This window comes from Cyclobacterium sp. 1_MG-2023, from assembly GCF_030546805.1.
Lineage (GTDB): Bacteria > Bacteroidota > Bacteroidia > Cytophagales > Cyclobacteriaceae > Cyclobacterium.
Map to the genome: position 1 here is coordinate 26,850 of NZ_JAUOPC010000016.1, position 21,301 is coordinate 48,150.

Consider the following 21,301-nt stretch of genomic DNA (forward strand, 5'->3'; position numbering starts at 1 on the left):
ATCACCCACACGAAATCCGTTTATAAAAGCCGGGTAATTTCTACGGAAACAATGGTAACCGTACCACGCGTTAGCTTCTTCAGAATCATCTTTATCAACCTCACTGCTGCAGCCATCGATTCATATTCGTCACCATGTACACCTGAAAGGATTAGCAAGAGCCCCCACATTTATGATTAGGATCGCAAAAGGCATTATGCTGGTCATAATATGTTGTGACATCAGGGCATTTCTCTTTGTTCGTTATTCTTTGCAAAACCTCAGAATTTTGCTGCTATCACTCTCAAACTCCACCAGATTTTCCTAGGTCAAAATCGAGCTACCATCGTTAGATGAACGACCTCTCAATTAGGATGGCCCGGCCACCTAATGTCATAAGAATACATAAAGAGATCACTATTTCTTTAAAGCCTCTTTTAGCCAAGGAACCGCGATCTCCGATTTAAAATAATGATTCGGCGCATCAACATTTGCAAATTTAAAAAACTCTTCCTTGCTCAGTCCCTCCGGTATGCTACCTTCAGTCAGCCTGTCTTTTCTATACTTTTCGTAGTAGGTAAAAACAAAATTCTTTTCTGCTCCGCTAATTTCGTAAGCTTTCCTGACTGCATGCAAGTCCACTGTAACACCACCTTCAGTGATAATCAGCGAACGAGGTGCCAAACTTGCAAGTAAGTCTGCATAGTCAAACCATTTCCATATTCCTGGAACACTATGACCCAACCAGTTTGCCACTGGACGGAGGCCTTTACTATCAGGTTTTGTTTCGGAAATTGACCTCCTTAAGGAGTTGCTCAAAAAATCATTGAAGACAATAGCCTTAATATCGGGATTCAGGACCGCTAACATCATAACAGGTTCTGTCCCCAGGGAATGTCCACTTAGTGCAATTCGATTCCGATCAATCAGGTTTAATCCTCTCATCCAATTTAAGATATGGTTTCCATTGAAGGAAGAAAAACCCATATAATGCCAACCCATATCAATCAGGTATCGCGACATCGTATTTCGTTCGAAATTTGGCGCAGACCCGAACCTTTCCAGGTCAGAAACTTCAGCGACACCTGGGTTGTCAATGGCAATTGCTAAAATTCCGTTCTGAGCATAAAATTTTGCCATATGGTTTTTTTCGGCATGTCGCGGAACAGCATAGTTTGGTTCCAATTCAGGCTCCCCTGCAAGGTTCTCCTTACTCCTGTTAGAGCCTGGATAGCATAAGACTGCCGGCGCGGGATTACCTGAAGATGTTCCAACGGGAACTAGCATCAGAATCGGCACGACACTGCCTGGTTGCGGATAAATTTCCCATTTTTCCAATGTGTAGCCGTCGCGTGCTTCACTTGATATCCGTTTCGGGGATGGCTGCTCCGGTACTGTAGGAAAGGCCATCAGTTCCTCTAACTTAGTTTGTACCCGCGTCTTCCACTCTCGAAGTTCCCGCTTTGAAAATGTTTCATCAAAGGCCAATCCTGGTTTTAAACTTCTCATGTGATGCTGTACAACCCCTCTGGTACTCATATACCTCCCATCCGGCCTGGCTGATTTGATCACCTTAAAATCTTCAGGATCAAATTCATTTTCCTGGGCCGACACGGGTGCCAGAAAAGAAAACAATAACAATAACGATAATGGAATTCTATATAGTTTGTTCATAATTTCAAACATTAAATTAATAACCTGGAGTTTGCTTCAGCGCCTGATTGCGCGTCAGTGTACCGATATCAATTGGCCAGTACAATTTATAATTCCCCTTTGCTGTTGTTTGCTTAAATACCTACCCCTTTTCGAATCGTCTAAGATCATCCCACCGCTTTCCTTCACCTAGGAATTCAAATAGTCATTCATCGAGTAAAACTTCATCAATCCCCCTATCATCACCAACTTTATCGGGATATCCATAGACGTTTCCGACAAAGTTACCCCCTTAAGCCCTTTCCCGAATCAGATTTATTTCGGTAGTGGGGTCTTCTCCTAGAAAGCTTTTAGCCTCTACCAATAGCAGAATCAAGTCAGCATACCGGTAAATAGGAAAATCGTCGACAAATTTTCTATTTCCGCCGTCAAACGTACCACTGTACTTCTTTAAGCAACACCCTGATCAAACATAATCGCCATTCCCTTGATTGTACACGTAATGAATAGAATAAAATTTACGCGAATCTTCATCATCAAAAATAATGGTCTTAGAAGGATCAACCGGATCAGGCATGCATTGCCATCCTTCACTCAGTTTGTATTCGTTTTCAGGGGTGAGATATTGCGTGGTATAGGCAGTATTATTGGTAAGATCATTCCCAATACCATAGCCAATAGCACCATCCAATTGAGCAAGCCGAGTTGGCGATTTCTCACCTGTCGCAGCAATCCCTAACCTAGAATAGTAGATATAATCTCTCGCAGAAAGCAGATCATATTTTTCTCTTACCTGTGAGTATCACCTGGCTTGGTCCCTGAAGCCGTTCCTACGCAGATAATGTTAACCCCGGGAATAGTTGTTCCATCCTCTTTAGAATAAAACGCCCCTCTCACGTTCTGGGTTTGTACCCAAGTCTTCTCAAGAGAGAAGGATACTAACAGCAACACTATAAAAACGTATTGCCACCACTGCATGTAGAGTTTCTCAATCCTATTTATTTTATTTTATACTTTGAATTGAAAATAATCAATTATTACCTACTTATTATCAGTAGGCACAGTATTAATAAATATGTATTATTTATTCAAATATAATAAAAAATTACTTTCCTCAAAATCCAGTCATCCAAAACTAAGGAGACCACACACCATTATTACCACTTCAAAATAATATTTTGAAATAAATGTGATCATTACGATAATAATTTAAATCTTAAACAAGTAGATAAGTTAAATATCCTGAACATACAACTTTAAACCAATTGCTATAAGAAATCCTTAAACGTGGATTCAATTTTATCCCACTTTTATTACCTGTATTTCATCAGACTTATTTGACCAGCGTATCCCGCAATGATATTAAAAACCCGATAAATCCGAAATGAAGCATTACCAATTACCTAAAGTACTTAAAATCAATATTATTAAAAAATCAAGTCATACAACATCGTTTGAAATAGCGCAAACCCCATCTGCACCTAGGCTTAACAAAAGCTTTCTGTAAATTTTATGTAGTATATATACCCTTTAAACTATTTTTTTTTGTAAATTTATCATGATTGTTCTCGACAACTCGTTAAGGCCAGAGAAATAAGCAGCATTTTCCAAAATTCCGGCCATGTCTTTTTAGAGCTAACCATCCCTCAAAGGATCAGTTTAATAATACTTATTATATTTGCAACATTCGGAAAACAAAAACACACAAGTGAGTACATTCAATGTCAAACCCAAACCCGTTCTAGACACTACCCTCTCTTTGGTAGACAGGGTAGAACAAAATCTAAGAGAGTACTTTGCAGAAGCCAATCTCCAGCCCGGCGATGCCATTCCAAAAGAATCGGAATTGGCCTTATCTATGGGGGTAAGTAGAACTGCTTTAAGAGAAGCACTCTCTAGACTTAGAACATTGGGTTTAATAGAATCCAAAAGGAACAGGGGCATCATTTTAACGCAACCGGATATTTTAGGGAGTTTTGAACGGGTGCTTAACCCAATGCTATTGGACAGTGCCACTTTACAAGACATCTTTGAATTACGACTTGTCCTAGAAATGGGCATCACAGATTTTCTATTTATTAGAAAGACCAAAGAGAACTTGGAAAAGCTTGAACTTCTTGTAACCAAAGAAGAAGAAACAAAGGATAAGTTTCTAAAAAACAGGTATGATGTAGAATTTCACTCCATGTTATATGAAATATCGGGAAATCAAACTTTATTGCGGTTTCAAAAAATGTTATTGCCAATATTCAACTTGGTTCATAGCGGGCAAATCATTAGTAAATCCGAAGTTAAAAATGCCGTCACTCATCGTGATTTGTTGACTGAACTACAAAAGGGATCACCAGCCGCATTTAGAGAAAAAATGAGTGCCCATTTGAAAGTCTATCTTGATAAAGTAGACGAATAAAAATAAAAAAACGGACAGAAAATTAATTCCGTCCGTTTTTCTCCTTACTTATTATTTCACTTAGTCTTGGTAGTCTTCAGCAACTTGCTTGGATACTCCTAAGCCATCAATTCCTAATTCCACAACATCTCCCGCTTTCAAATATCTTGGCGGCTTCAATCCCATACCCACTCCCGCAGGAGTTCCTGTACTAATGATATCACCCGGCAGCAAACTCATGTATTGACTGATATGGCTCACCAATTGAGGAATATTAAAAACCAAGTCTGAGGTATTGCTGTCCTGCAACATTTCCCCATTCACTTTTAACCATAACCTTAAATTATGCGGGTCAGCAATCTCATCTTTGCTCACAAGGTTTGGCCCAAGAGGAGCAAAAGAATCTGCACTTTTCCCTTTCAACCATTGACCTCCATGTCTTAGCTGAAAGTCTCTCTCACTGACATCATTGTGAACCACATAACCAAATACATGATCCATGGCATCTTCTTCAGAAACATAATTGGCTTTTTTACCAATTACTATTGCCAGTTCCACTTCCCAGTCGGTAGCATTTGAATTTTTTGGTATTACAATAGGATCAAAGGGACCCGAAAGCGCAGAAGTAGCCTTCATAAACAATACAGGTTGTTCAGGAACTGCCATACCACTTTCTTTGGCGTGTAAGGAGTAATTTAAGCCTACACAAATGATTTTTGAAGGAAATGGGACCGGAGATCCTAATCTGGCATCGGCAGAAATCTCAGGGCAATCCGTAGCATTTGCTTCCAGCCATTCTTCCAGTGCTTTAAGTTTACTCTCATCCCCTAAGAAGTCAGCCGTCCAGTCTGAACCAAAAGCTGAGCAATCAATTTTCTTTCCTTCTGAGGTTATCACTCCGGGCTTCTCCTGACCCACATTTCCAAATCTTATTAATTTCATCTTTTTATAATAGTTTTAAGTAATTACATTTTTAAGTTAGAAAACCCTCCATCTACCAGATAATCAGCACCAGTCAAGAACTTAGCCTCATCAGATGCAAGAAAATAGGCCATGTTGGCTACTTCTTCAGGTTTTGCCATTCTGCCAATTGGTTGAGTAGCTGCAAGTTGCTCAAACATTTCCTTCTCCTTACCCGGATAGGTTTTAGAAATATAATTGTCTACAAAAGGTGTGTGCACCCTTGCAGGGGAGATTGCATTGCAGCGGATATTATCTTTTATATAATCCCTTGCTATGGTAAGGGTCATATTGAGCACTGCACCTTTACTCATTGAATAAGCGAAACGGTCAGGAATACCGACTGTCGCCGCAATGGAGGCCATATTGATAATTACACCCCCCCCATTGGCTTTCATCCTGCCAATCACAGCCTTGGAGCAGTGAAAAACACCTTTAATATTTACAGCATATAGACGGTCCAAGTCTGCGCCCTCCGTAGATTCAAGATCACCAATATGGGATACCCCCGCATTGTTGATCAAAACATCAATCTCGCCTGAAATTGAATCAATAACTGCTGTAACCTGAGATTGATTGGAAACATCTGTTTGTTTAAAAAAAACATCATATCCTTTCTCTTTCAACTCACCGGCTACTTCTTCTCCATTTTCTTTATTAAAATCCAATACATAGACACTGGCACCTGAAGCAGCAAACTTCTCTACTATTGCCAAACCTATTCCACTGGCCCCACCTGTGACCAAAACGTTTTTTCCCTTCATTTATAGTAAAATATTATATCTTTTAATTGATCAATTCACCCTTGGTCTAATTTCCTAACATGGGAAATAGCCGTTTTAATTCTTCTTCTGAAGGCTGGGTCCCGTATTCACAAACTTCAAAGGCCTCTGCATACGCCACTTGAGCCGCCTTAGTAGCCCCATACCATTTCACCAAACTTTCCCTTACAGCAGCATTAATCCTTCCACCTCTTTTTTCTTTCAACCAAGCAATCCTTTCTGCTTTACCTTCGGGCACCTCATCTGCATACCCTCCAATCCAAGGCAACCACTCATAAAACTGAGACTCATGTGCGTCCAGTCCATGAATTTTTTTATCAATTACAGGAGTGATATCGATCGCTATATGCGGTTCGAAAGGATTTGGTTTTTGAAAATGATCTTGAAAATACAAAAACACCGGATTTTTGCTTAGCGGAGGAGTGTCAGCAGCCACATTTGGTACGCCCACCATATAGGCTGCATCCTGTACCAATACACCGGTATAGCGATGGTCAGGGTGGTAGTCGTTAGGTCTTGGAGCAATGACTACATCGGCATCCCACTCTCTAATTTTACGAATAAGCTGAAGTCTAATTTCCAGTGTTGGCAACAATTCTCCATCGTGATTGTCCAATACATCATAAACTACCCCCAGTCTTTTTGCCACTTCTTTGGTTTCTGCAATACGCCTTTTGGCTAGCATGCCACCGCCCTCTTCCATATGACCGGCATCACCGTTGGTGACAGAAACAAACTTTACCTGATGCCCCATCTCCACGAAAAGAGCTGCTGTGCCACCACTTTTTATATCACAATCATCAGGATGAGCACCGATCATGATGATTTTTAAAGGCGTTTCCTGGGCTCCTACTTTAGAAACCGCGAAAAGACAAAATAAAATTGCAATAAAACTTGATTTCATAATCAATATTTCTGTGGTTAAAATTTCAAAGTTGAAGATAGGCATTTAGGGCTGTTTTGCCAATCCGTCCATCCAAATTATCAGTCATTTGCCCCCCTAACTCAGAACTTATTCCTTATCTTTGCATCCTAAAATTTAAACTTGCAAATCAAAGTATCAGTATATGCTTCAGGTAAATGAAATAAGAGCAAACTTTGCGCATGCTTGCGAAAGGCTTAACGCCAGGAATATTGAAAATCCTGAAGAATTGCTCGGGAATGTTTTAAAATTAGAAGACCTAAGAAAACAAATCCAACTCGACAGAGACAATCTTCAGGCTGAATCCAACGCTATTTCTAAGCAAATCGGCCAATTAATGAAGTCTGGAAACAGAGAAGAGGCAAATAAGATAAAGGAGAGAACTTCTGAGATAAAACAACAGGTAAAAACGCTGGAAGAGCGATATTCCCAGACAGAGAAAGAACTTACCCAAATTCTTTATACCATTCCCAATATTCCTCATGCATCTGTTCCTGCCGGCAACTCAGATACAGATAATGAGGTAGTACTGGAAAATGGTACCATACCTAGCCTGGAAGACAGCAATAAAAGCCCTCATTGGGATTTGATAAAAAAATACGACATTGTTGATTTTGAATTAGGAGTCAAAATAACCGGTGCAGGATTCCCTGTTTATAAAGGCAAAGGTGCTAAATTACAAAGAGCATTAGTCAATTTTTTCTTGGATGAGGCAGAAAAAGCCGGTTATGCGGAAGTTCAACCTCCCATTTTGATCAATGAAGAAAGTGGCTATGCCACCGGTCAGCTTCCTGACAAAGAAGGCCAAATGTACTTTGCCCAAGAAGATGGGCTTTACCTCATCCCAACTGCAGAAGTTCCGATAACAAATATGTACCGTGGATCCATCTTGCAAGAAGAGGAATTACCTATCAAAAACACCGGTTATACACCTTGCTTTAGGAGAGAGGCAGGAAGTTGGGGGGCTCATGTTAGGGGCCTGAACAGGCTTCATCAATTCGACAAAGTGGAAATTGTACAGATTACGCATCCGGACAACTCTTACAAGACCCTTGATGAGATGAGCCTTCATGTACAAAGTTTGCTTCAAAAACTCGAATTGCCATATAGGGTGCTAAGGCTTTGTGGGGGTGATTTAGGTTTTACTTCTGCCTTAACTTTTGACATGGAAGTTTTTTCTGCAGCGCAGGAAAGGTGGCTAGAGGTTAGTTCTGTAAGTAACTTTGAAACCTATCAATCCAATCGTTTGAAGTTACGTTTTAAAAATAAAGATAAAAAAACAGTGTTGGCGCATACGCTCAATGGAAGCGCCCTTGCTCTTCCTAGAATTATGGCCGCTATATTGGAAAACAACCAAGGGGAAGAAGGAATCAAAATGCCTAAAGTTTTGGTACCTTATTTAGGGTTTGACACCATAAAATAAATCCTATGCCAATTTTTTTTCTGTTAAGATCTTTGAATTAAAAAAGGGCTTTCTTAATTCAAGAAAGCCCTTTTCACTGATTAATAGAGGGTTTGTTATATGGATAATTTTTGTTTCCATTCTTGAACTTCGGCATAACACTGATCAACAACGTCTTTTTGATCAGCGGTAAGTGGGTTTTTCGCACGTCTACTCACCAACTCCAAATCCAAGCCTTCCTTGTTGAGGTAATACCGCGAAGAAATCATATAATTTTTTGTTATTCTTGATTCCATATCCCGCAATTTTTCTTGCAACCAATCTACTTGCTCTTTTTTCCCTGAATTATCGGCATGCTTACATAGCCAAGCGATCACTTCGGGATAATAATTCCCTGCGATTGGAGACAAACCTGCTCCGCCATTGCGAAGAGAAGCTGCAGCACTTCCCATATGAGCATTGTACAATCCGAGCTTACTTCCTTTAGCAGTCTCAAGTTTTTCTATGATATTATCAATGTCCTCAGAGGTATCCTTATGGTAAACGAACCTACCGGATTCCAACAAAAATTTGAGAACAGGTTGAGAAAGAATTCTCTTGTATGGTGATGGACACTCATATGTTCCCAATGGAATATTTCCGGTCAAAGCCAGGTAGTCTTCCAGATTTTTGATTACCACATCATCAGATTCTCCTTTTTCTGCAAAGTGGGAAGTAATCATAATCACGGCATCTACGCCTGTATCTGCAATTTTTTTTGTAAATTCCGCTTTCTCTGCTGCGGTATTACCAAAGGAACCTGTTGCTACTACAGGGAATTTCCCATTGACTTTTTTTACTACCGTTTTTGTCACCTTCAACCTTTCCTCCGGGCTAAGATCATACATTTCACTGCTCAGGCAATTGGCAAATAATCCTCGAGCACCTGATTCAAGATAATAATCTGTCAGTTTTTTCAACCCTTTATAGTCAACAGTCATATCTGCTTTATAAGGGGTTAGCATTACAGGAATAAAAGCTTTTTCTACTGCTTTTGCCTTAATTGGTGAGTTGGCCAATAAACTATTCCAAGGAGCCAGCCCTACCATCGTACCTAATGCCATTTTTCCTAAAAATTTTCTCCTGTCATTGTCAAAATTCATGGTTTTTTTAATTGAATTGAACCTAATAATCGGGATTCAAAAGGTTTACATATTAATTTCAGTGATAAATATACTTTTTAATAATAACCGTGAAAAGCCAAAAATAGACCAGTGGCAATTCATAAATTATCCTTATGGGAGAAATTTTTATTCTTAGGTACCTATATTTGCTTTTACTATGTGGAAAGAAGTAGTATTACTGGTAAAAAAAGAAGCCCTATTGGAGTGGAGGCAAAAGTATGCCCTCAATGGAATACTTCTATACGTGACCAGTGCAGTATTCATCGCCTATTTAAGCATGGGAGCAGGCCAAGGCAAATTACAAGTTCCTATTTGGAATTCTTTGTATTGGATTATTATTTTATTTTCTGCAGTAAATGCAGTGGCAAAAAGCTTTGTTCAAGAACAACAAGGAAGGCAGTTTTACTATTTTATGATTGCTTCTCCGGAAGCAATTATTTTATCTAAAACCATTTACAATACCGGGCTCACCTTAGTATTAGCACTATTAGGCTACATTGTATTTGGAATTGTTTTTGGCAATCCGGTAGCCGACCAAACTTTTTTTCTATTAAACCTTTTGTTAGGAGCTATAGGGTTCTCGGCAGCATTGACAATGGTTTCGGCCATTGCCTCGAAGGCAGGCAATAATGGCACCTTAATGGCCATTTTGAGTTTCCCGGTGATGATACCCATTCTTTTAATGACCATTCAAGTTTCCAAAAGTGCAATCGATGGGTTGGACAGGGGTATAAGCGCAGAAAAGATACTAACATTGATGGCGATAAATGCCATCGTTACAGCTACCTCATACATCCTTTTTCCATATTTGTGGAGGAGTTAAAATTGCCAACCGCTGGCTGAGCTTGTCGAAGTCAGATGTGGTTTTTAATCGCCCATTTCCCCTCCAAATTTTGGTTAAAGCCGGGTGATATGGGATACCCCTTTATAAAAGGGCTGAAACTCGTTCTTATTGAGGTGGTATTTTAATTAAATGATTACGGTATTTCAAAAGAAAGGGTTAATGACTAAATTATCCAATCGAGTAAATCACCAATTTCAATTGCTCCTAACCTCATCTGGGAATCGCAATAGAATATCTCGTTTATGTTCTAGCCCAAATATTCACCTGTATAGGTTAAAAAAGGATACTTATACTTTGAATTAAAACCGAAGATATATTAAATAAATAATAATTTCATTTGATCAAGGATTTTTTCCTTCTCCAAAATCCTAGATTTAAGTAAAGAGTGTAAGCTAAGTAGAGAGGCTAATAGCTTGGATGGATTATACTCTTATTCTAAAACATGGATATAAAATAAACGAGACAGTAAGCATATTAGGTAAACTGATTACCTTGTTAATGGAAGACAATTAGAAAAACTGGAAAGAAGGGTTTCTTAAAGCAAAAACCTTATTAAGCGAAGCCATAGAAAGATCGATTTCGAAGATTCTTGGGGCATATAGTGGCATGGGTTCATTCAATTACACTTACTTAACAAAATTACTCGCGACAATGAAAATTATTCAAAACTTAGAACTCAATTATGAGAATTAGCAATGGAAGGTAAAATCGAATTAAGAAAAATATAAAAAAGCACAAAATGGATTTTCCACTAACTATTGGGCAAAATTTAGAAGCTTCTCGAATATGACCGCCATACTAAAACAAAACATATTAAACCATATTACTCTTTCAAAAAAAGAGATAGAAAATTTTTGCGACTTATTTCACAATAAAATGGTCCTAAAAAAACATTTCCTTTTGCGAGAAGGAGAGGTTTGCAAGTTTGAAGGATTTGTTACCAAAGGACTCTTCAGAGTATATCACATAGACAATAATGGTTTTGAACAAGTACTCTATTTTGCTCAAGAAAATTGGTGGATTGCAGATATTGACAGTTTCACTAATGAAAAGCCTTCACAACTTTATATTCAAGCCTTAGAAGATAGTGAAGTATTATTAATTTCAAAAAAAGATAAAGAATTTGCTTTTAATAACATTCCTAAGATTGAAAAATTATTCAGAATAATGACTCAAAAAACGCATATCGCGTTGCAAAGAAGAATGATTGATAATTTGAGTAAAACAGCAAACCAGAGGTACATTGACTTTATAGAAAAATATCCTAAGCTCTTTCAACGATTAACCAATGTTCAAATTGCAGCTTACTTGGGCATAAGTCATGAGTTTTTGAGTAAAATTAGACGAAAAATTGCTATTAAAAAATAGTTGAAAATTCACTTATTGAACTTGTTCAATGTTTTGAGACAGGTGGTATCGCATCTTTGTAACATAATTTAAAACAAGCAAAAATGAGATCGATTATTTCAACAGTATTATTAACAATTTTAATTTTATTCAAAATGGAAGCACAAGCTCAAAATTTCAAAACAATAGAAACAAGCAAATTTAAATTTCAAGTTTACAACGCCTCAGAAAATAGTTTTGGTGTTGCATCAGTAATAATTTCGGGCATGCATGATGCAGTATTAATTGACACTCAATTTACATTGGCAGATGCCGAAAAAGTTGCACAAGAAATAATAAACTCTGGAAAAAAATTGACAACAATATATGTTTCCCATGGAGATCCTGATTTTTATTTCGGGTTAGAAGTATTCAAAAAATATTTCCCAGAAGTTACAGCTTATGCTTCACCTTCAACTGTGGAGCATATAAATGCAACAGCTCAAAAAAAATTGGAAGTTTGGGGCGAAAGATTAGGAGATAAAATTACATCTAATGTTGTTTTACCTCAGGTTCTTAAAGGAAATTCTATTGATTTAGAAGGCGAAAAATTGGAAATCATTGGGCTAGACAATTTCCCAAAAAGAACTTTTGTATGGATTCCTTCAATAAGAACAGCTTTAGGAGGTATTAATGTTTTTGGTACAACATTTAATGCGTGGATGGCAGATGCACAAACTACAGAGGTACGTAACAATTGGATCTCAATCTTAAATACGATCAGCGAATTAAAACCTGAAATAGTAATCCCTGCACACGCAAATACGAGTTCAGATTTCATTATTGATGCTGTAAACCACACAAAAAATTACATTCAATTTTATGAAGAGGCTTTGAAAAGCAATAAAACTTCTGAAGCGTTAATAGCAACTATAAAAGCAAAATATCCAAATTTAACTTTTGAAACAGCTTTAATACTAGGGGCAAAAGTGAACACAGGAGAAATGAAATGGTAAAATCCACAATAATTATCAACTTGACAATACTAAAAGTATTGTCAAGTTGATGTATTAAACAAGAAGTTATGACAAATTTAGAAATAATAAAAAGTACCTATGAAGGCAATACTTCAGAAGAGAACGGTAAGAATTTAGCCAAATATGTAGCCGAAAATATCAGTTGGACAGAAGCTAAAGGCTTTCCGTATGCAGGAACTTATATTGGTTTAGAGAGTGTTACTGAAAATGTTTTTAAACGCTTGGGTAGCGAGTGGATCGATTATAAATTTTCACCCGAAGATTATATTGCAAATGAAGACAAAGTAGTTGCTTATGGCACCTATTCAGGTACTTATAAAAAAACGAACAAGCATTTTGGAGCACGGGTTGCCCATTTATGGAAACTAAACAATGGCAAAATTATCAGTTTTGAGCAGTTTGTGGACAGTAAATCGGTTGACGAAGCAATACGTTAAAACTATACCCCCATTAAGCCCGGTGACCAAGCCTATCGATGTCATAGGTAAATGCATTCTTATTAATAACCCCTTTGTTCTCTAAATTTTGGCTAAAGCCCCACTATAGGGAGATTCACTTTCTAAAAGATAATTATCCTCATAATAGCTTCAATCTTTATAACCCTTATTAAGTAAAAGGGTTCGTATAGCCTTTCCCGATTTATCAGGAAGAGGGATATTCGCAAGAAATTCCGGCTATTTGAAGATTTAGTTATAGCACTGCTATGACTATTCGGAAAATAGCAACAAAGTAGCTGATTTTAAAGTGGTTTCAACACGTAATAGATACCTTATTACTTAATTCGGTTTTATCCATAATTAATTTTCCAGCCATTCATCCGAGAATACCCTATATCCGATACCTAATCTACCATGACCTCCACGACTGAAGAAAGTAATCATTGATGTATTGTTTAATTTCCCTAAGGTGCTGTAAGAAAAATAGGAAGGTTCAATAACCTTTGATTTCCAAGTAATCCCCTCATCATCACTGTAAAATACCGCACCTCTGATACGGTCATCATCCCAATCTATTTTCTGTTGATTATTATCCTGAAGTCCGAGCGGAATTGAGAAATACAATCGATTATTCCTTCTTGTCAAAGTTCCATGACAGGCTATTTCGCTAATGTCAATTAAAAATGGATCCGACCAGGATTTCCCACCATCGCCACTTAGATTGGCTATTCGCTGATTTCGCCCTAAACTCATCATTTCTACAGAATTATATTCCTTGTAATTTTCAAAATTATTTATTCTCCGAACCATAAGGATTTCATTTCCTTCCTTTATAGAAACTGCAGAAGCCTCATTCGCTAGATAATCAGTGATCATCCCATCCATTTTCCATGTTTCCCCAAAATCATCGCTATAAATAATTCCTGAACCTGAACATTTATAATCCCTAAAATTATTTGTGACTTCTTTCCCAGAAGGTACTGAGTAAATTGGAGCAGCAATGATCATCCTCCCCTTGTTTGGACCCTTTGGTATTTGATGAACTTGTCCAATTGTATTCATAAAAATAGGAATGTACCCATTGTATTCTTTAAAAAGTGGTGTATTGTCTCCATTGAGATACTCCATTGTCCAAGATTTACCATCATCCAAAGAGGTATACTTGACCAATACAGAAGCTTTATCCTTTCCTATGTCCTCAATATCAATACCAGTAGCTTCCTTTAATTTGGAAAAATCATCCTTATAAAACTCTTTTGTTACCTTTAATCCAACACAGGTTAGGAAAGAAATTTTTTCTTCTCCTCCTATACTTGCGGAATAGGGAGATATGGCAAAAAAGTTCATTGGTGAAGAAATCACTTCCACTCCTTCCCATGACTTTCCAAAATCATAACTTTTGTTCATGAGAATCACTTTGGGTTCATTGTCTTCACCATCAAATAGTCGACCCTGACAAAACACCAATAATGTTCCTTTTTCCGTAACCACAAACGAAGGCTGGAATGTTTTGCTAACTGTCAAGCCCCCCACCTTCAGCCCAGGCTCAAAAACCATCTGAAGATCGTTTAATCCATCAATTGCAGCAATTCCCAGCCCTACCTGAGAATATGCATAACACTGGATGAGGACAACTATAACCAAAGTCCATACTTTTTTCATGTGATTGGTAATAAAATTTTTCATTACTACAAAAGCTATAACCTATTAAAATCACCCTATATACCCGCGTTGGACGTAAATGACTATTGGCATAAACAGGAATCGTATTATCAGGGATATCTAATCAGTCAAATTAGATAAATTTGTCCATACCTTCAATAAACAAAAATCCGATTTGTAAAAAGATCAAAAAACAAATGCATAAATTCGTCCTGAAGGCTAACACAAACAGAAAAGAAAATTTTCATTTCTTTAGCCAAAAGACTTAATTTAAGCCTAACAATTGACCAACCTAATTTAAGATGAAAAGCATAAAAATCAACTCCTTAAAAACTTACAAGAAAGGTGAAATCCTTTTAAAACAGGGAGAAACTGCTAAATATGGGTACTTGGTAAAAAAAGGTTGCTTAAAAAGTTACACAGTAGACAATGTCGGCAAAGAGCATATTATGCAGTTTGCACCCGAAAATTGGATGATTTCAGATTTGGATAGCTTTACCAATCAGGTACCTTCCTCAGTCTCTATTGAGACGATTGAGGATTGCGAGATATTTTTAATTTCCAAATCAGACTTTATAGATATTGATAGCTTTGATAAAGAGGTGGTGGTAGACATCGCCAATAAGTTCAGGAACAACCTTATTGCATCCAACAAAAGAATTCTGGGACTACTAAGTGCTACATCTGAACAGCGTTACATCGATTTTACAGAAACATATCCCACATTGGTGCAAAGGCTCCCTTTAAAACTAATAGCTGCCTATATTGGGGTTACACCGGAATACTTAAGCGGTATTAGAAGAAGAATGGCTAAAAAAAGTGAGCATTAAATACCTTTCTTAAGGTATCTTATTTTTTACCGATTCACTTTACCGCAACTTTGTGCCATTATCAATTAAAAACATTTAAAAAAAATGGCAAATCAAGAAAACAACAAAGCAATACATATCTCTCTTTGGATTGCACAAGTACTATTGGCAGTTATGTTTATAATGGCAGGCTTAATGAAAGCTACACAGCCTATTGAAGCATTGGCAGAATCACTCCCATGGGTTTCATCAACTTCCTTAGGATTGGTTAGGTTTATTGGTGTTAGTGAATTATTAGGCGGTATAGGTCTAATCCTTCCTTCCTTGCTTCGTATCAAACCTTTTTTAACGGTATGGGCAGCAATCGGACTTGCAGTAGTTATGGTATTGGCAGCGATTTTTCATGCTTCCCGAGGTGAATACTCAGGTATTGGAGCTAATTTGGTATTTATGGCAATTGCTTTATTTGTAGCTTGGGGAAGAACAAAAAAAGCCCCCATTCTCGCAAAATAAATTCCCCAGCGAATTGATCGTCAATCATCAATAGCCCCCAGCTTCAGCTGGGGGATGGTGTGGGAGTAACTGATTTTGGACTTTAGCCCAAGCGATAACCCCCTATTGGTAATTTAAAGGAGCTGAATTCCAGTGGTTGAGCTTGTCGAAGCCAGATGTGGTTTTTAATCACCCATTTCTCCTTCAAATTTCGGTTTTAAAGCCTGATGGAATCACCTTTCACTTGAAATCAGGCAATCCCAGTCCATAATCCAAAGTGATTCCATGACTTTGGTCATATTGTTGCCTTTTTAATCAAAATTACGTTAAAAATATGGACTTAAATTAGTTACAAAACGTTATTCTCCCATGCCTTCGAATCGGAGATAAAACACTTTTTCCTTGATTAGTAGACCCGTTTATGAATTAAAGGCTTCTGAGAAAAGTAAAATAAATTCGTCCGACCATGAAAAAAAGCATCATCATTTTAATCATTGCATTTATCGGTATTAGTTCAGGCTTCGCTCAGGATTGGCAGACTGATTTCTCAAAAGCGAAAGAATTGGCCACTAAAGAAAAAAAGCCCATTATTTTGGTATTCCAAGGATCGGACTGGTGTGCGCCTTGCATTAAATTAAGTCGGGAAATTTGGAGTACCGAAACATTTATAACCTACGCTAAAGACAACTACATAATGTTTCAGGCCGATTTCCCTCGTAAAAAGAAAAATGCTCTTCCGGAAAAACAAGCTGCTGCCAACGCAAAGTTGGCTGAGATTTATGATAAAAATGGCGTTTTCCCATTGGTAGTTGTACTGGACAATAGAGGAAACTTATTGGGAGAAACGGGCTATAAGAAAACCACACCAAAAGCTTATATTCAGGAATTGGACAGTTTTATCAAGTAAAATGAGACTCATTGTTACGCTCATTGTAATTTCACTATCATTTACATCTCAGGCACAACAAGCTCACAAACGCACCCTGAAATTAATGGGGAGCAGATTTGATATCACGGTCGTTGCCGAAGATTCTATTACAGCAAAAAATTATATAGAAAGCGGAATAGAAGAAATCGACAGAATAGAAAAATTAATCTCTTCCTGGGATGAAAATTCTCAAACTTCAGAAATAAATAAATACGCTGGAATCAAACCAGTCAAAGTTGAGGCTGAACTATTCAACCTTATTGAGCGGGCCATGATGATTTCGAAATTGACGGATGGCGCGTTTGATATAACTTATGCCTCAATGGATAAAATCTGGAAGTTTGATGGCAGTATGAGAAAAATGCCTTCAGAGGAAGACATACGTGCTTCAGTAACCAAAGTTGGTTATAATAATATTTTGCTAGACAAAGAAAAGCTTACTGTGTTTCTCAAAATTAAGGGAATGAAAATAGGTTTTGGGGCCATTGGGAAGGGTTATGCAGCAGATATGGCAAAGAAATTACTTGTAGCTAAAGGAGTTACTTCTGGCATTATCAATGCTTCGGGCGATATGAATTCCTGGGGCAAGCAAGTAGATGGCAACGAATGGAAAGTGGCCATTACCAACCCACTCAATAAGAACAAGGTTTTTGCTTTGTTACCAATCAGCAATGGTGCTGTTGTCACCTCTGGAGACTACGAGAAATATGTTGAATTTAACGGCAAAAGGTATTCACACATTATTGACCCAAGAACAGGATATCCTTCAACTGGAATAATTAGTGTAACTGTTTTTGCGCCAAAGGCAGAACTCGCAGATGCCCTTGCTACTTCAGTATTTGTAATGGGCAAAGAAGCAGGATTGGACCGCATCAATCAACTTCCCAACATAGAATGCATCATTATAGATGACAAGGGAAACATTTCAAAATCGAATAACATAGCCATCGATAAATTATGAAAAAAATAATTTTAATATTCTCCATTATCACTTGTCTTTCAAATAGCTGTATGGTTGTAAAAGGATATGAGAAAATAAACATCAATGATCCGGACATGGGGCTTTCTGATAAGAAGTTTGACCGAAATGTAACCACTATGCATTCATACAGAGAAGCTGCAGTTGGTGCCAACGGTGGAAAAACTGGTGGTGGATGTGGCTGTAATTAATTAAACAAGAAATATGCATACCTTAAAATATATCATACTCCTTTGCTTGGTTACAACATCATTTGCAGGTTTTGCTCAAGATACTACCCAGGTATATAAAAAACGGGTATTAGAAAGCGCGGAAGTCGATATTCTATCGAGTTATTATAGTCAGGGCGGTGATAATGCCGCTGTAAGTGGTGGCATTGGAACCGAAGCTTTAACCGATTTCACTACCTCATTTATAATTTCTATCCCTTTAAACGATGATGACATTTTAACCATTGACGCAGGAATATCTGCATATACCTCTGCTTCATCCAGTAATATAGATCCATTTGATGGCGGAAATGCAGATGCTTTTCAGGCCTCCTCTGGCGCTTCCAAAAGTGATGTTTGGACAAATTTCACAGGAAGCTATAGCCATAGTTCTGACGACCGCAATTCCATTTGGTCTACAAGCATATCCTTCACCAATGAATATGACTATTTTTCAATAGGTGCAGGAGGCGCTTATACCAAACTCTTCAATGAGCAAAATACAGAACTTAGTGTAAAAGGGAATGTGTTTTTTGATTCCTGGACTACAATTTACCCAATAGAATTAAGACCTTTTTCGGGCGGAGAAAATGGTTTAACAAACAACTTATTTACTAACAATACCCTTACAGGCAACCCTAATTACAGTCCTATTTTTAATGAATATGCTGCCAAAGGACGAAATTCTTATTCGATGGGATTAGGAATTTCTCAAATCCTTCACAAGAATGTTCAAGGTTCAATGGCCTTGGATTTTGTACAACAGCAAGGCTTACTCTCTACTCCATTTCAAAGGGTCTACTTCAGCGATGTAGCAGACTCATTTATAGATGATTTCCAATTGGCAGACGCCAATGAGCGGCTTCCCGACAATAGGTTTAAAGTGGCGATTGGTGGGCGACTTAATTGGTACTTAAATGAGAGGCTTGCACTCAGAACATTTTACAGGTATTATTTCGATAACTGGGGAATTACTTCCTATACAGCCAGTATTGAGGTCCCAATCAAAGTTAGCAGTAAGTTTACTTTATATCCATCTTACAGATTTTATAACCAAACTGCTGCTGATTATTTTAATCCCTATGAAGGAGCAATGTCAACAGATGAATTTTACACTTCTGACTATGATTTGTCTGAATTCTCTGCCAATCAGTTCGGGTTTGGGGTCTCCTATACTGATATTTTCACCCAAGCCCATATTGCGAAATGGGGATTGAAGAGTATTGACCTTAAATTCTATCGGTACGACCGGAATACTTCATTTCGCTCCAATATGATTTCAGTGGGATTTAAATTCGTAAGGGATTAAGTGGAATAAAATATAAACCGAATTGATCCAACAAAATACTTAGAACTGTGCAGCAAAAAACATTAATTAAAAAGAAATGGCACTTCGATTTTAGAAAAAATATGGACACATTTTCAACCTTGGCTAAAGCCAATCCGATAAAAAATCAAAAAAATAGAATTTCAGAGGAATTTGCTTCTTTTGGAGCAATACACCTGAAAAATACAAGTCTGGAAAAGTCTACTAATTTTTGGACCAAAATAGTAGGTATGAAACTAAGAAAAAGTACTGAAAACAGTGCTGAATTTGGCACTGAAACCAAGACGTTGGTAGTCGTACACCAAACTGCCAAGACTCCTTTTAAAAAAGGCTATAGCGGGATTTACCACTTTGCTATTCATGCACCAAACAAAGGTGAATTTGCCAGAATGTTGCATCGTTTACATGACAACTACTATCCCTACTCACCTGTGGATCACACCATGTCAAAGTCACTTTATTTAGACGATCCAGATGGAATCAATGTGGAATTCACACTGGAAACTCCTGAAAGGTTCAAAAAAGTGATAAGTGACGGAGGAATCAAAATTGAAGATGCTACCGGTAACATCCTAGGTGCTTCGGTCTACCTCGACTTAGACAAGATACTGGAAAATTTGGAGAACAAAGATCTAGATAAACCGCTTTCCAAGCATACCTATATTGGCCATTTACACCTTTACGCCAACAATGTTCAAAAAGCCAATGCTTTTTATAAAAAATTAGGTTTTACTCAATTCAATAACTTCCCAGAATTTATGTTTGCCGATTTGGGCGCAGGAGGTCCTTACCAACACCGTTTGGCGATGAATTCCTGGCATGGAATGGAAAAACCATTGGCCCCAGCTGATCATGCTGGAATGGCTCATTTTCAACTTAACTATAGCACCAAAGAAAAACTAAGCGAGGCCTTAAATAATGTGACTGTATTTGAAGAAAAAAATGGATCCTATTGTGTATATGATCCTACAGGTAACAAGCTGCTTTTAACGATTGAATAATTGAAAAAGGGTAAAACCTGTAAAAAAGAACATTGCTTTACATTTAAAGAACAAGGTCTATGGTGAAAAGAACTTCTGAAAACTCCTCTTTATATGAATAAAGACAAATCAAAATGCGACGAAACAAGTGGGAAGTTAGTCCCCATTATCAACCTTAGTAATTGTGGTGATAAGGAAGATTGTATCCCTGCTTGTCCCTATGATGTATTGGAAATTCGTACAATTACTGCCGAAGATCGATTAACGCTGAATTTAAAAGGGAAATTAAAAACATTTTTCAAACCAAAAAAAGCCTATGTAAAAGCCCCGGATTTGTGTTATGCCTGTGGTATATGTGTTCAGGTTTGCCCAGAAAAAGCTATCAAACTTGCGCGAAGAAGCCTTTAATCTTTTATCCTATAATGGATTGCTCTTTCTCTCCAGTCTCAATTGTAGGATAGGCTACTGAAATCGTTAAATGGCCCTTATAAGATGGTTTTGAAAATACTTACCGATTAACCTTATTTTTGGGGCTTTAGAGGCATCCATTTCCCCTCCAAATTTTGGCTAAAGCCAGATGAAATGATATTGTCCTTTATAAATGGGCTCAAGCCCATTGCTATTGAGGGGTTTTCATGAATCAATTGGTGTGGAGGGAAAGCTGGGCTTTAGAACGAAAGTTGGAAACTTTCGGCATTTTAGGTCTAAGTTATGCTTCGCTAAACTTAGATCAGTGCATCCCAATGCAGCTCTGCAGACATAAGTATTTCCTTTAGAGGACAGACGGGTCAAACTATCTGAAAGAAAACCAATCATTTCCACTTTTTAAAGAAATTTCCGAAACCAAATTAAATATCAGTATCCAACACTTTAACTAAAAAAAGCAACCTTTCTAATGCTTCGAAAAAGCAGTTTATATGCTTTCTTAAAGCTGCACTAAAAACAGTAATATCATTTACACTTACCGGTAAGCAAATAAACGGGATAAAAGTAAATAAATCACTTAATATGCCCTATTTTT

General features: G+C 37.6%; 21 protein-coding genes and 2 pseudogenes. 15 read left to right on the plus strand and 8 right to left on the minus strand.

Translation table 11 applies throughout. The features are described from left to right. Nucleotides 1-396: 396 nt before the first annotated feature. The 3 genes and pseudogenes from Q4534_RS20930 to Q4534_RS20935 all read right to left on the minus strand — a co-directional run bounded on the left by Q4534_RS20930 (nt 397) and on the right by Q4534_RS20935 (nt 2,323). The gene (locus Q4534_RS20930; RefSeq protein WP_303615107.1) at nt 397-1,653 is read right to left on the minus strand and encodes an alpha/beta hydrolase family protein; all 1,257 of its coding nucleotides are present in this window, start codon (nt 1,651-1,653) and stop codon (nt 397-399) included. Between the two features lie 271 nt (nt 1,654-1,924). Then, nucleotides 1,925-2,083 (minus strand): annotated as a pseudogene (locus Q4534_RS24130) (RagB/SusD family nutrient uptake outer membrane protein); the annotation flags it as partial. A 15-nt stretch (nt 2,084-2,098) separates the two neighbouring features. Continuing rightward, nucleotides 2,099-2,323, minus strand: coding sequence for a hypothetical protein (locus Q4534_RS20935; RefSeq protein ID WP_303615108.1), 225 nt, complete (start codon nt 2,321-2,323; stop codon nt 2,099-2,101). A 1,017-nt stretch (nt 2,324-3,340) separates the two neighbouring features. Between Q4534_RS20935 and Q4534_RS20940 the strand changes: the two genes are divergently transcribed. After that, nucleotides 3,341-4,042, plus strand: a complete 702-nt coding sequence (locus tag Q4534_RS20940; protein WP_303615109.1) for a FadR/GntR family transcriptional regulator — start codon at nt 3,341-3,343, stop codon at nt 4,040-4,042. Between the two features lie 60 nt (nt 4,043-4,102). Here the strand turns inward: Q4534_RS20940 and Q4534_RS20945 are convergent, their stop codons facing one another. The 3 genes from Q4534_RS20945 to Q4534_RS20955 are packed head-to-tail and all read right to left on the minus strand — an operon-like array spanning nt 4,103 to nt 6,667. After that, entirely contained in the window at nt 4,103-4,963 is an 861-nt protein-coding gene (locus Q4534_RS20945) for a fumarylacetoacetate hydrolase family protein (RefSeq protein WP_303615110.1), read from the minus strand. 23 nt (nt 4,964-4,986) lie between these two features. Beyond that, nucleotides 4,987-5,745, minus strand: coding sequence for an SDR family NAD(P)-dependent oxidoreductase (locus Q4534_RS20950; RefSeq protein WP_303615111.1), 759 nt, complete (start codon nt 5,743-5,745; stop codon nt 4,987-4,989). Nucleotides 5,746-5,791: 46 nt separating this feature from the next. Beyond that, nucleotides 5,792-6,667: a PIG-L deacetylase family protein gene (locus Q4534_RS20955; RefSeq protein ID WP_303615112.1), complete on the minus strand. Its 876-nt coding sequence runs from the start codon at nt 6,665-6,667 to the stop codon at nt 5,792-5,794. Nucleotides 6,668-6,830: 163 nt separating this feature from the next. Here Q4534_RS20955 and serS point away from each other — a divergent pair, with 163 nt between their 5' ends. After that, on the plus strand, nt 6,831-8,108 hold the full coding sequence (gene serS / locus Q4534_RS20960) for a serine--tRNA ligase (protein ID WP_303615113.1): 1,278 nt from the start codon (nt 6,831-6,833) through the stop codon (nt 8,106-8,108). A gap of 95 nt (nt 8,109-8,203) precedes the next feature. Here the strand turns inward: serS and Q4534_RS20965 are convergent, their stop codons facing one another. Then, on the minus strand, nt 8,204-9,229 hold the full coding sequence (locus tag Q4534_RS20965) for a dihydrodipicolinate synthase family protein (protein ID WP_303615114.1): 1,026 nt from the start codon (nt 9,227-9,229) through the stop codon (nt 8,204-8,206). A gap of 178 nt (nt 9,230-9,407) precedes the next feature. Between Q4534_RS20965 and Q4534_RS20970 the strand changes: the two genes are divergently transcribed. The 5 genes and pseudogenes from Q4534_RS20970 (at nt 9,408) to Q4534_RS20985 (ending at nt 12,894) form a co-directional block, all read left to right on the plus strand. After that, nucleotides 9,408-10,073 (plus strand): heme exporter protein CcmB, encoded by a 666-nt coding sequence (locus tag Q4534_RS20970; RefSeq protein WP_303615115.1) that lies wholly within the window; start codon nt 9,408-9,410, stop codon nt 10,071-10,073. Nucleotides 10,074-10,622: 549 nt separating this feature from the next. After that, nucleotides 10,623-10,787: pseudogene (locus Q4534_RS24140) on the plus strand (hypothetical protein); the annotation flags it as partial. Between the two features lie 93 nt (nt 10,788-10,880). Beyond that, nucleotides 10,881-11,462 carry a Crp/Fnr family transcriptional regulator gene (locus Q4534_RS20975; RefSeq protein WP_303615116.1) on the plus strand — a complete coding sequence of 194 codons (582 nt, stop codon included), beginning with the start codon at nt 10,881-10,883 and terminating at the stop codon, nt 11,460-11,462. Between the two features lie 83 nt (nt 11,463-11,545). Next, on the plus strand, nt 11,546-12,436 hold the full coding sequence (locus Q4534_RS20980) for an MBL fold metallo-hydrolase (RefSeq protein WP_303615117.1): 891 nt from the start codon (nt 11,546-11,548) through the stop codon (nt 12,434-12,436). A gap of 68 nt (nt 12,437-12,504) precedes the next feature. Next, nucleotides 12,505-12,894 carry a nuclear transport factor 2 family protein gene (locus Q4534_RS20985; RefSeq protein ID WP_303615118.1) on the plus strand — a complete coding sequence of 130 codons (390 nt, stop codon included), beginning with the start codon at nt 12,505-12,507 and terminating at the stop codon, nt 12,892-12,894. A gap of 360 nt (nt 12,895-13,254) precedes the next feature. Here the strand turns inward: Q4534_RS20985 and Q4534_RS20990 are convergent, their stop codons facing one another. After that, nucleotides 13,255-14,580: a sialidase family protein gene (locus tag Q4534_RS20990; protein WP_303615119.1), complete on the minus strand. Its 1,326-nt coding sequence runs from the start codon at nt 14,578-14,580 to the stop codon at nt 13,255-13,257. A 278-nt stretch (nt 14,581-14,858) separates the two neighbouring features. Between Q4534_RS20990 and Q4534_RS20995 the strand changes: the two genes are divergently transcribed. The 8 genes from Q4534_RS20995 (at nt 14,859) to Q4534_RS21030 (ending at nt 20,688) form a co-directional block, all read left to right on the plus strand. Next, on the plus strand, nt 14,859-15,386 hold the full coding sequence (locus Q4534_RS20995) for a Crp/Fnr family transcriptional regulator (RefSeq protein WP_303615120.1): 528 nt from the start codon (nt 14,859-14,861) through the stop codon (nt 15,384-15,386). Between the two features lie 84 nt (nt 15,387-15,470). Beyond that, nucleotides 15,471-15,878 carry a DoxX family protein gene (locus tag Q4534_RS21000; protein ID WP_303615121.1) on the plus strand — a complete coding sequence of 136 codons (408 nt, stop codon included), beginning with the start codon at nt 15,471-15,473 and terminating at the stop codon, nt 15,876-15,878. A gap of 445 nt (nt 15,879-16,323) precedes the next feature. Further along, nucleotides 16,324-16,764: a thioredoxin family protein gene (locus Q4534_RS21005; RefSeq protein ID WP_303615122.1), complete on the plus strand. Its 441-nt coding sequence runs from the start codon at nt 16,324-16,326 to the stop codon at nt 16,762-16,764. A 1-nt stretch (nt 16,765) separates the two neighbouring features. After that, on the plus strand, nt 16,766-17,746 hold the full coding sequence (locus Q4534_RS21010; RefSeq protein ID WP_303615123.1) for an FAD:protein FMN transferase: 981 nt from the start codon (nt 16,766-16,768) through the stop codon (nt 17,744-17,746). Then, nucleotides 17,743-17,955 (plus strand): DUF4266 domain-containing protein, encoded by a 213-nt coding sequence (locus Q4534_RS21015; protein ID WP_368509167.1) that lies wholly within the window; start codon nt 17,743-17,745, stop codon nt 17,953-17,955. The genes Q4534_RS21010 and Q4534_RS21015 overlap by 4 nt, the downstream gene beginning before the upstream one ends. A gap of 13 nt (nt 17,956-17,968) precedes the next feature. Then, entirely contained in the window at nt 17,969-19,282 is a 1,314-nt protein-coding gene (locus Q4534_RS21020) for a DUF3570 domain-containing protein (RefSeq protein WP_303615125.1), read from the plus strand. A gap of 101 nt (nt 19,283-19,383) precedes the next feature. Beyond that, nucleotides 19,384-20,301 carry a VOC family protein gene (locus tag Q4534_RS21025; protein ID WP_303615126.1) on the plus strand — a complete coding sequence of 306 codons (918 nt, stop codon included), beginning with the start codon at nt 19,384-19,386 and terminating at the stop codon, nt 20,299-20,301. Between the two features lie 93 nt (nt 20,302-20,394). Further along, nucleotides 20,395-20,688 carry a ferredoxin family protein gene (locus Q4534_RS21030; RefSeq protein ID WP_303615127.1) on the plus strand — a complete coding sequence of 98 codons (294 nt, stop codon included), beginning with the start codon at nt 20,395-20,397 and terminating at the stop codon, nt 20,686-20,688. Nucleotides 20,689-21,301 lie beyond the last annotated feature (613 nt).

Excerpts from the sequence above, each read along its gene's own strand:
- Q4534_RS21005 (WP_303615122.1), top strand. The coding sequence starts at position 16,324 with ATGAAAAAAAGCATCATCATTTTAATCATTGCATTTATCGGTATTAGT.
- Q4534_RS20990 (WP_303615119.1), bottom strand. The coding sequence starts at position 14,580 with ATGAAAAATTTTATTACCAATCACATGAAAAAAGTATGGACTTTGGTT.
- Q4534_RS20985 (WP_303615118.1), top strand. The coding sequence starts at position 12,505 with ATGACAAATTTAGAAATAATAAAAAGTACCTATGAAGGCAATACTTCA.
- Q4534_RS21020 (WP_303615125.1), top strand. The coding sequence starts at position 17,969 with ATGCATACCTTAAAATATATCATACTCCTTTGCTTGGTTACAACATCA.
- Q4534_RS20950 (WP_303615111.1), bottom strand. The coding sequence starts at position 5,745 with ATGAAGGGAAAAAACGTTTTGGTCACAGGTGGGGCCAGTGGAATAGGT.
- Q4534_RS20945 (WP_303615110.1), bottom strand. The coding sequence starts at position 4,963 with ATGAAATTAATAAGATTTGGAAATGTGGGTCAGGAGAAGCCCGGAGTG.
- Q4534_RS20930 (WP_303615107.1), bottom strand. The coding sequence starts at position 1,653 with ATGAACAAACTATATAGAATTCCATTATCGTTATTGTTATTGTTTTCT.
- Q4534_RS20980 (WP_303615117.1), top strand. The coding sequence starts at position 11,546 with ATGAGATCGATTATTTCAACAGTATTATTAACAATTTTAATTTTATTC.
- Q4534_RS20995 (WP_303615120.1), top strand. The coding sequence starts at position 14,859 with ATGAAAAGCATAAAAATCAACTCCTTAAAAACTTACAAGAAAGGTGAA.
- Q4534_RS20965 (WP_303615114.1), bottom strand. The coding sequence starts at position 9,229 with ATGAATTTTGACAATGACAGGAGAAAATTTTTAGGAAAAATGGCATTA.
- serS (WP_303615113.1), top strand. The coding sequence starts at position 6,831 with ATGCTTCAGGTAAATGAAATAAGAGCAAACTTTGCGCATGCTTGCGAA.
- Q4534_RS21025 (WP_303615126.1), top strand. The coding sequence starts at position 19,384 with ATGGACACATTTTCAACCTTGGCTAAAGCCAATCCGATAAAAAATCAA.
- Q4534_RS20955 (WP_303615112.1), bottom strand. The coding sequence starts at position 6,667 with ATGAAATCAAGTTTTATTGCAATTTTATTTTGTCTTTTCGCGGTTTCT.
- Q4534_RS21000 (WP_303615121.1), top strand. The coding sequence starts at position 15,471 with ATGGCAAATCAAGAAAACAACAAAGCAATACATATCTCTCTTTGGATT.
- Q4534_RS21010 (WP_303615123.1), top strand. The coding sequence starts at position 16,766 with ATGAGACTCATTGTTACGCTCATTGTAATTTCACTATCATTTACATCT.
- Q4534_RS20975 (WP_303615116.1), top strand. The coding sequence starts at position 10,881 with ATGACCGCCATACTAAAACAAAACATATTAAACCATATTACTCTTTCA.
- Q4534_RS21015 (WP_368509167.1), top strand. The coding sequence starts at position 17,743 with ATGAAAAAAATAATTTTAATATTCTCCATTATCACTTGTCTTTCAAAT.
- Q4534_RS21030 (WP_303615127.1), top strand. The coding sequence starts at position 20,395 with ATGAATAAAGACAAATCAAAATGCGACGAAACAAGTGGGAAGTTAGTC.
- Q4534_RS20970 (WP_303615115.1), top strand. The coding sequence starts at position 9,408 with ATGTGGAAAGAAGTAGTATTACTGGTAAAAAAAGAAGCCCTATTGGAG.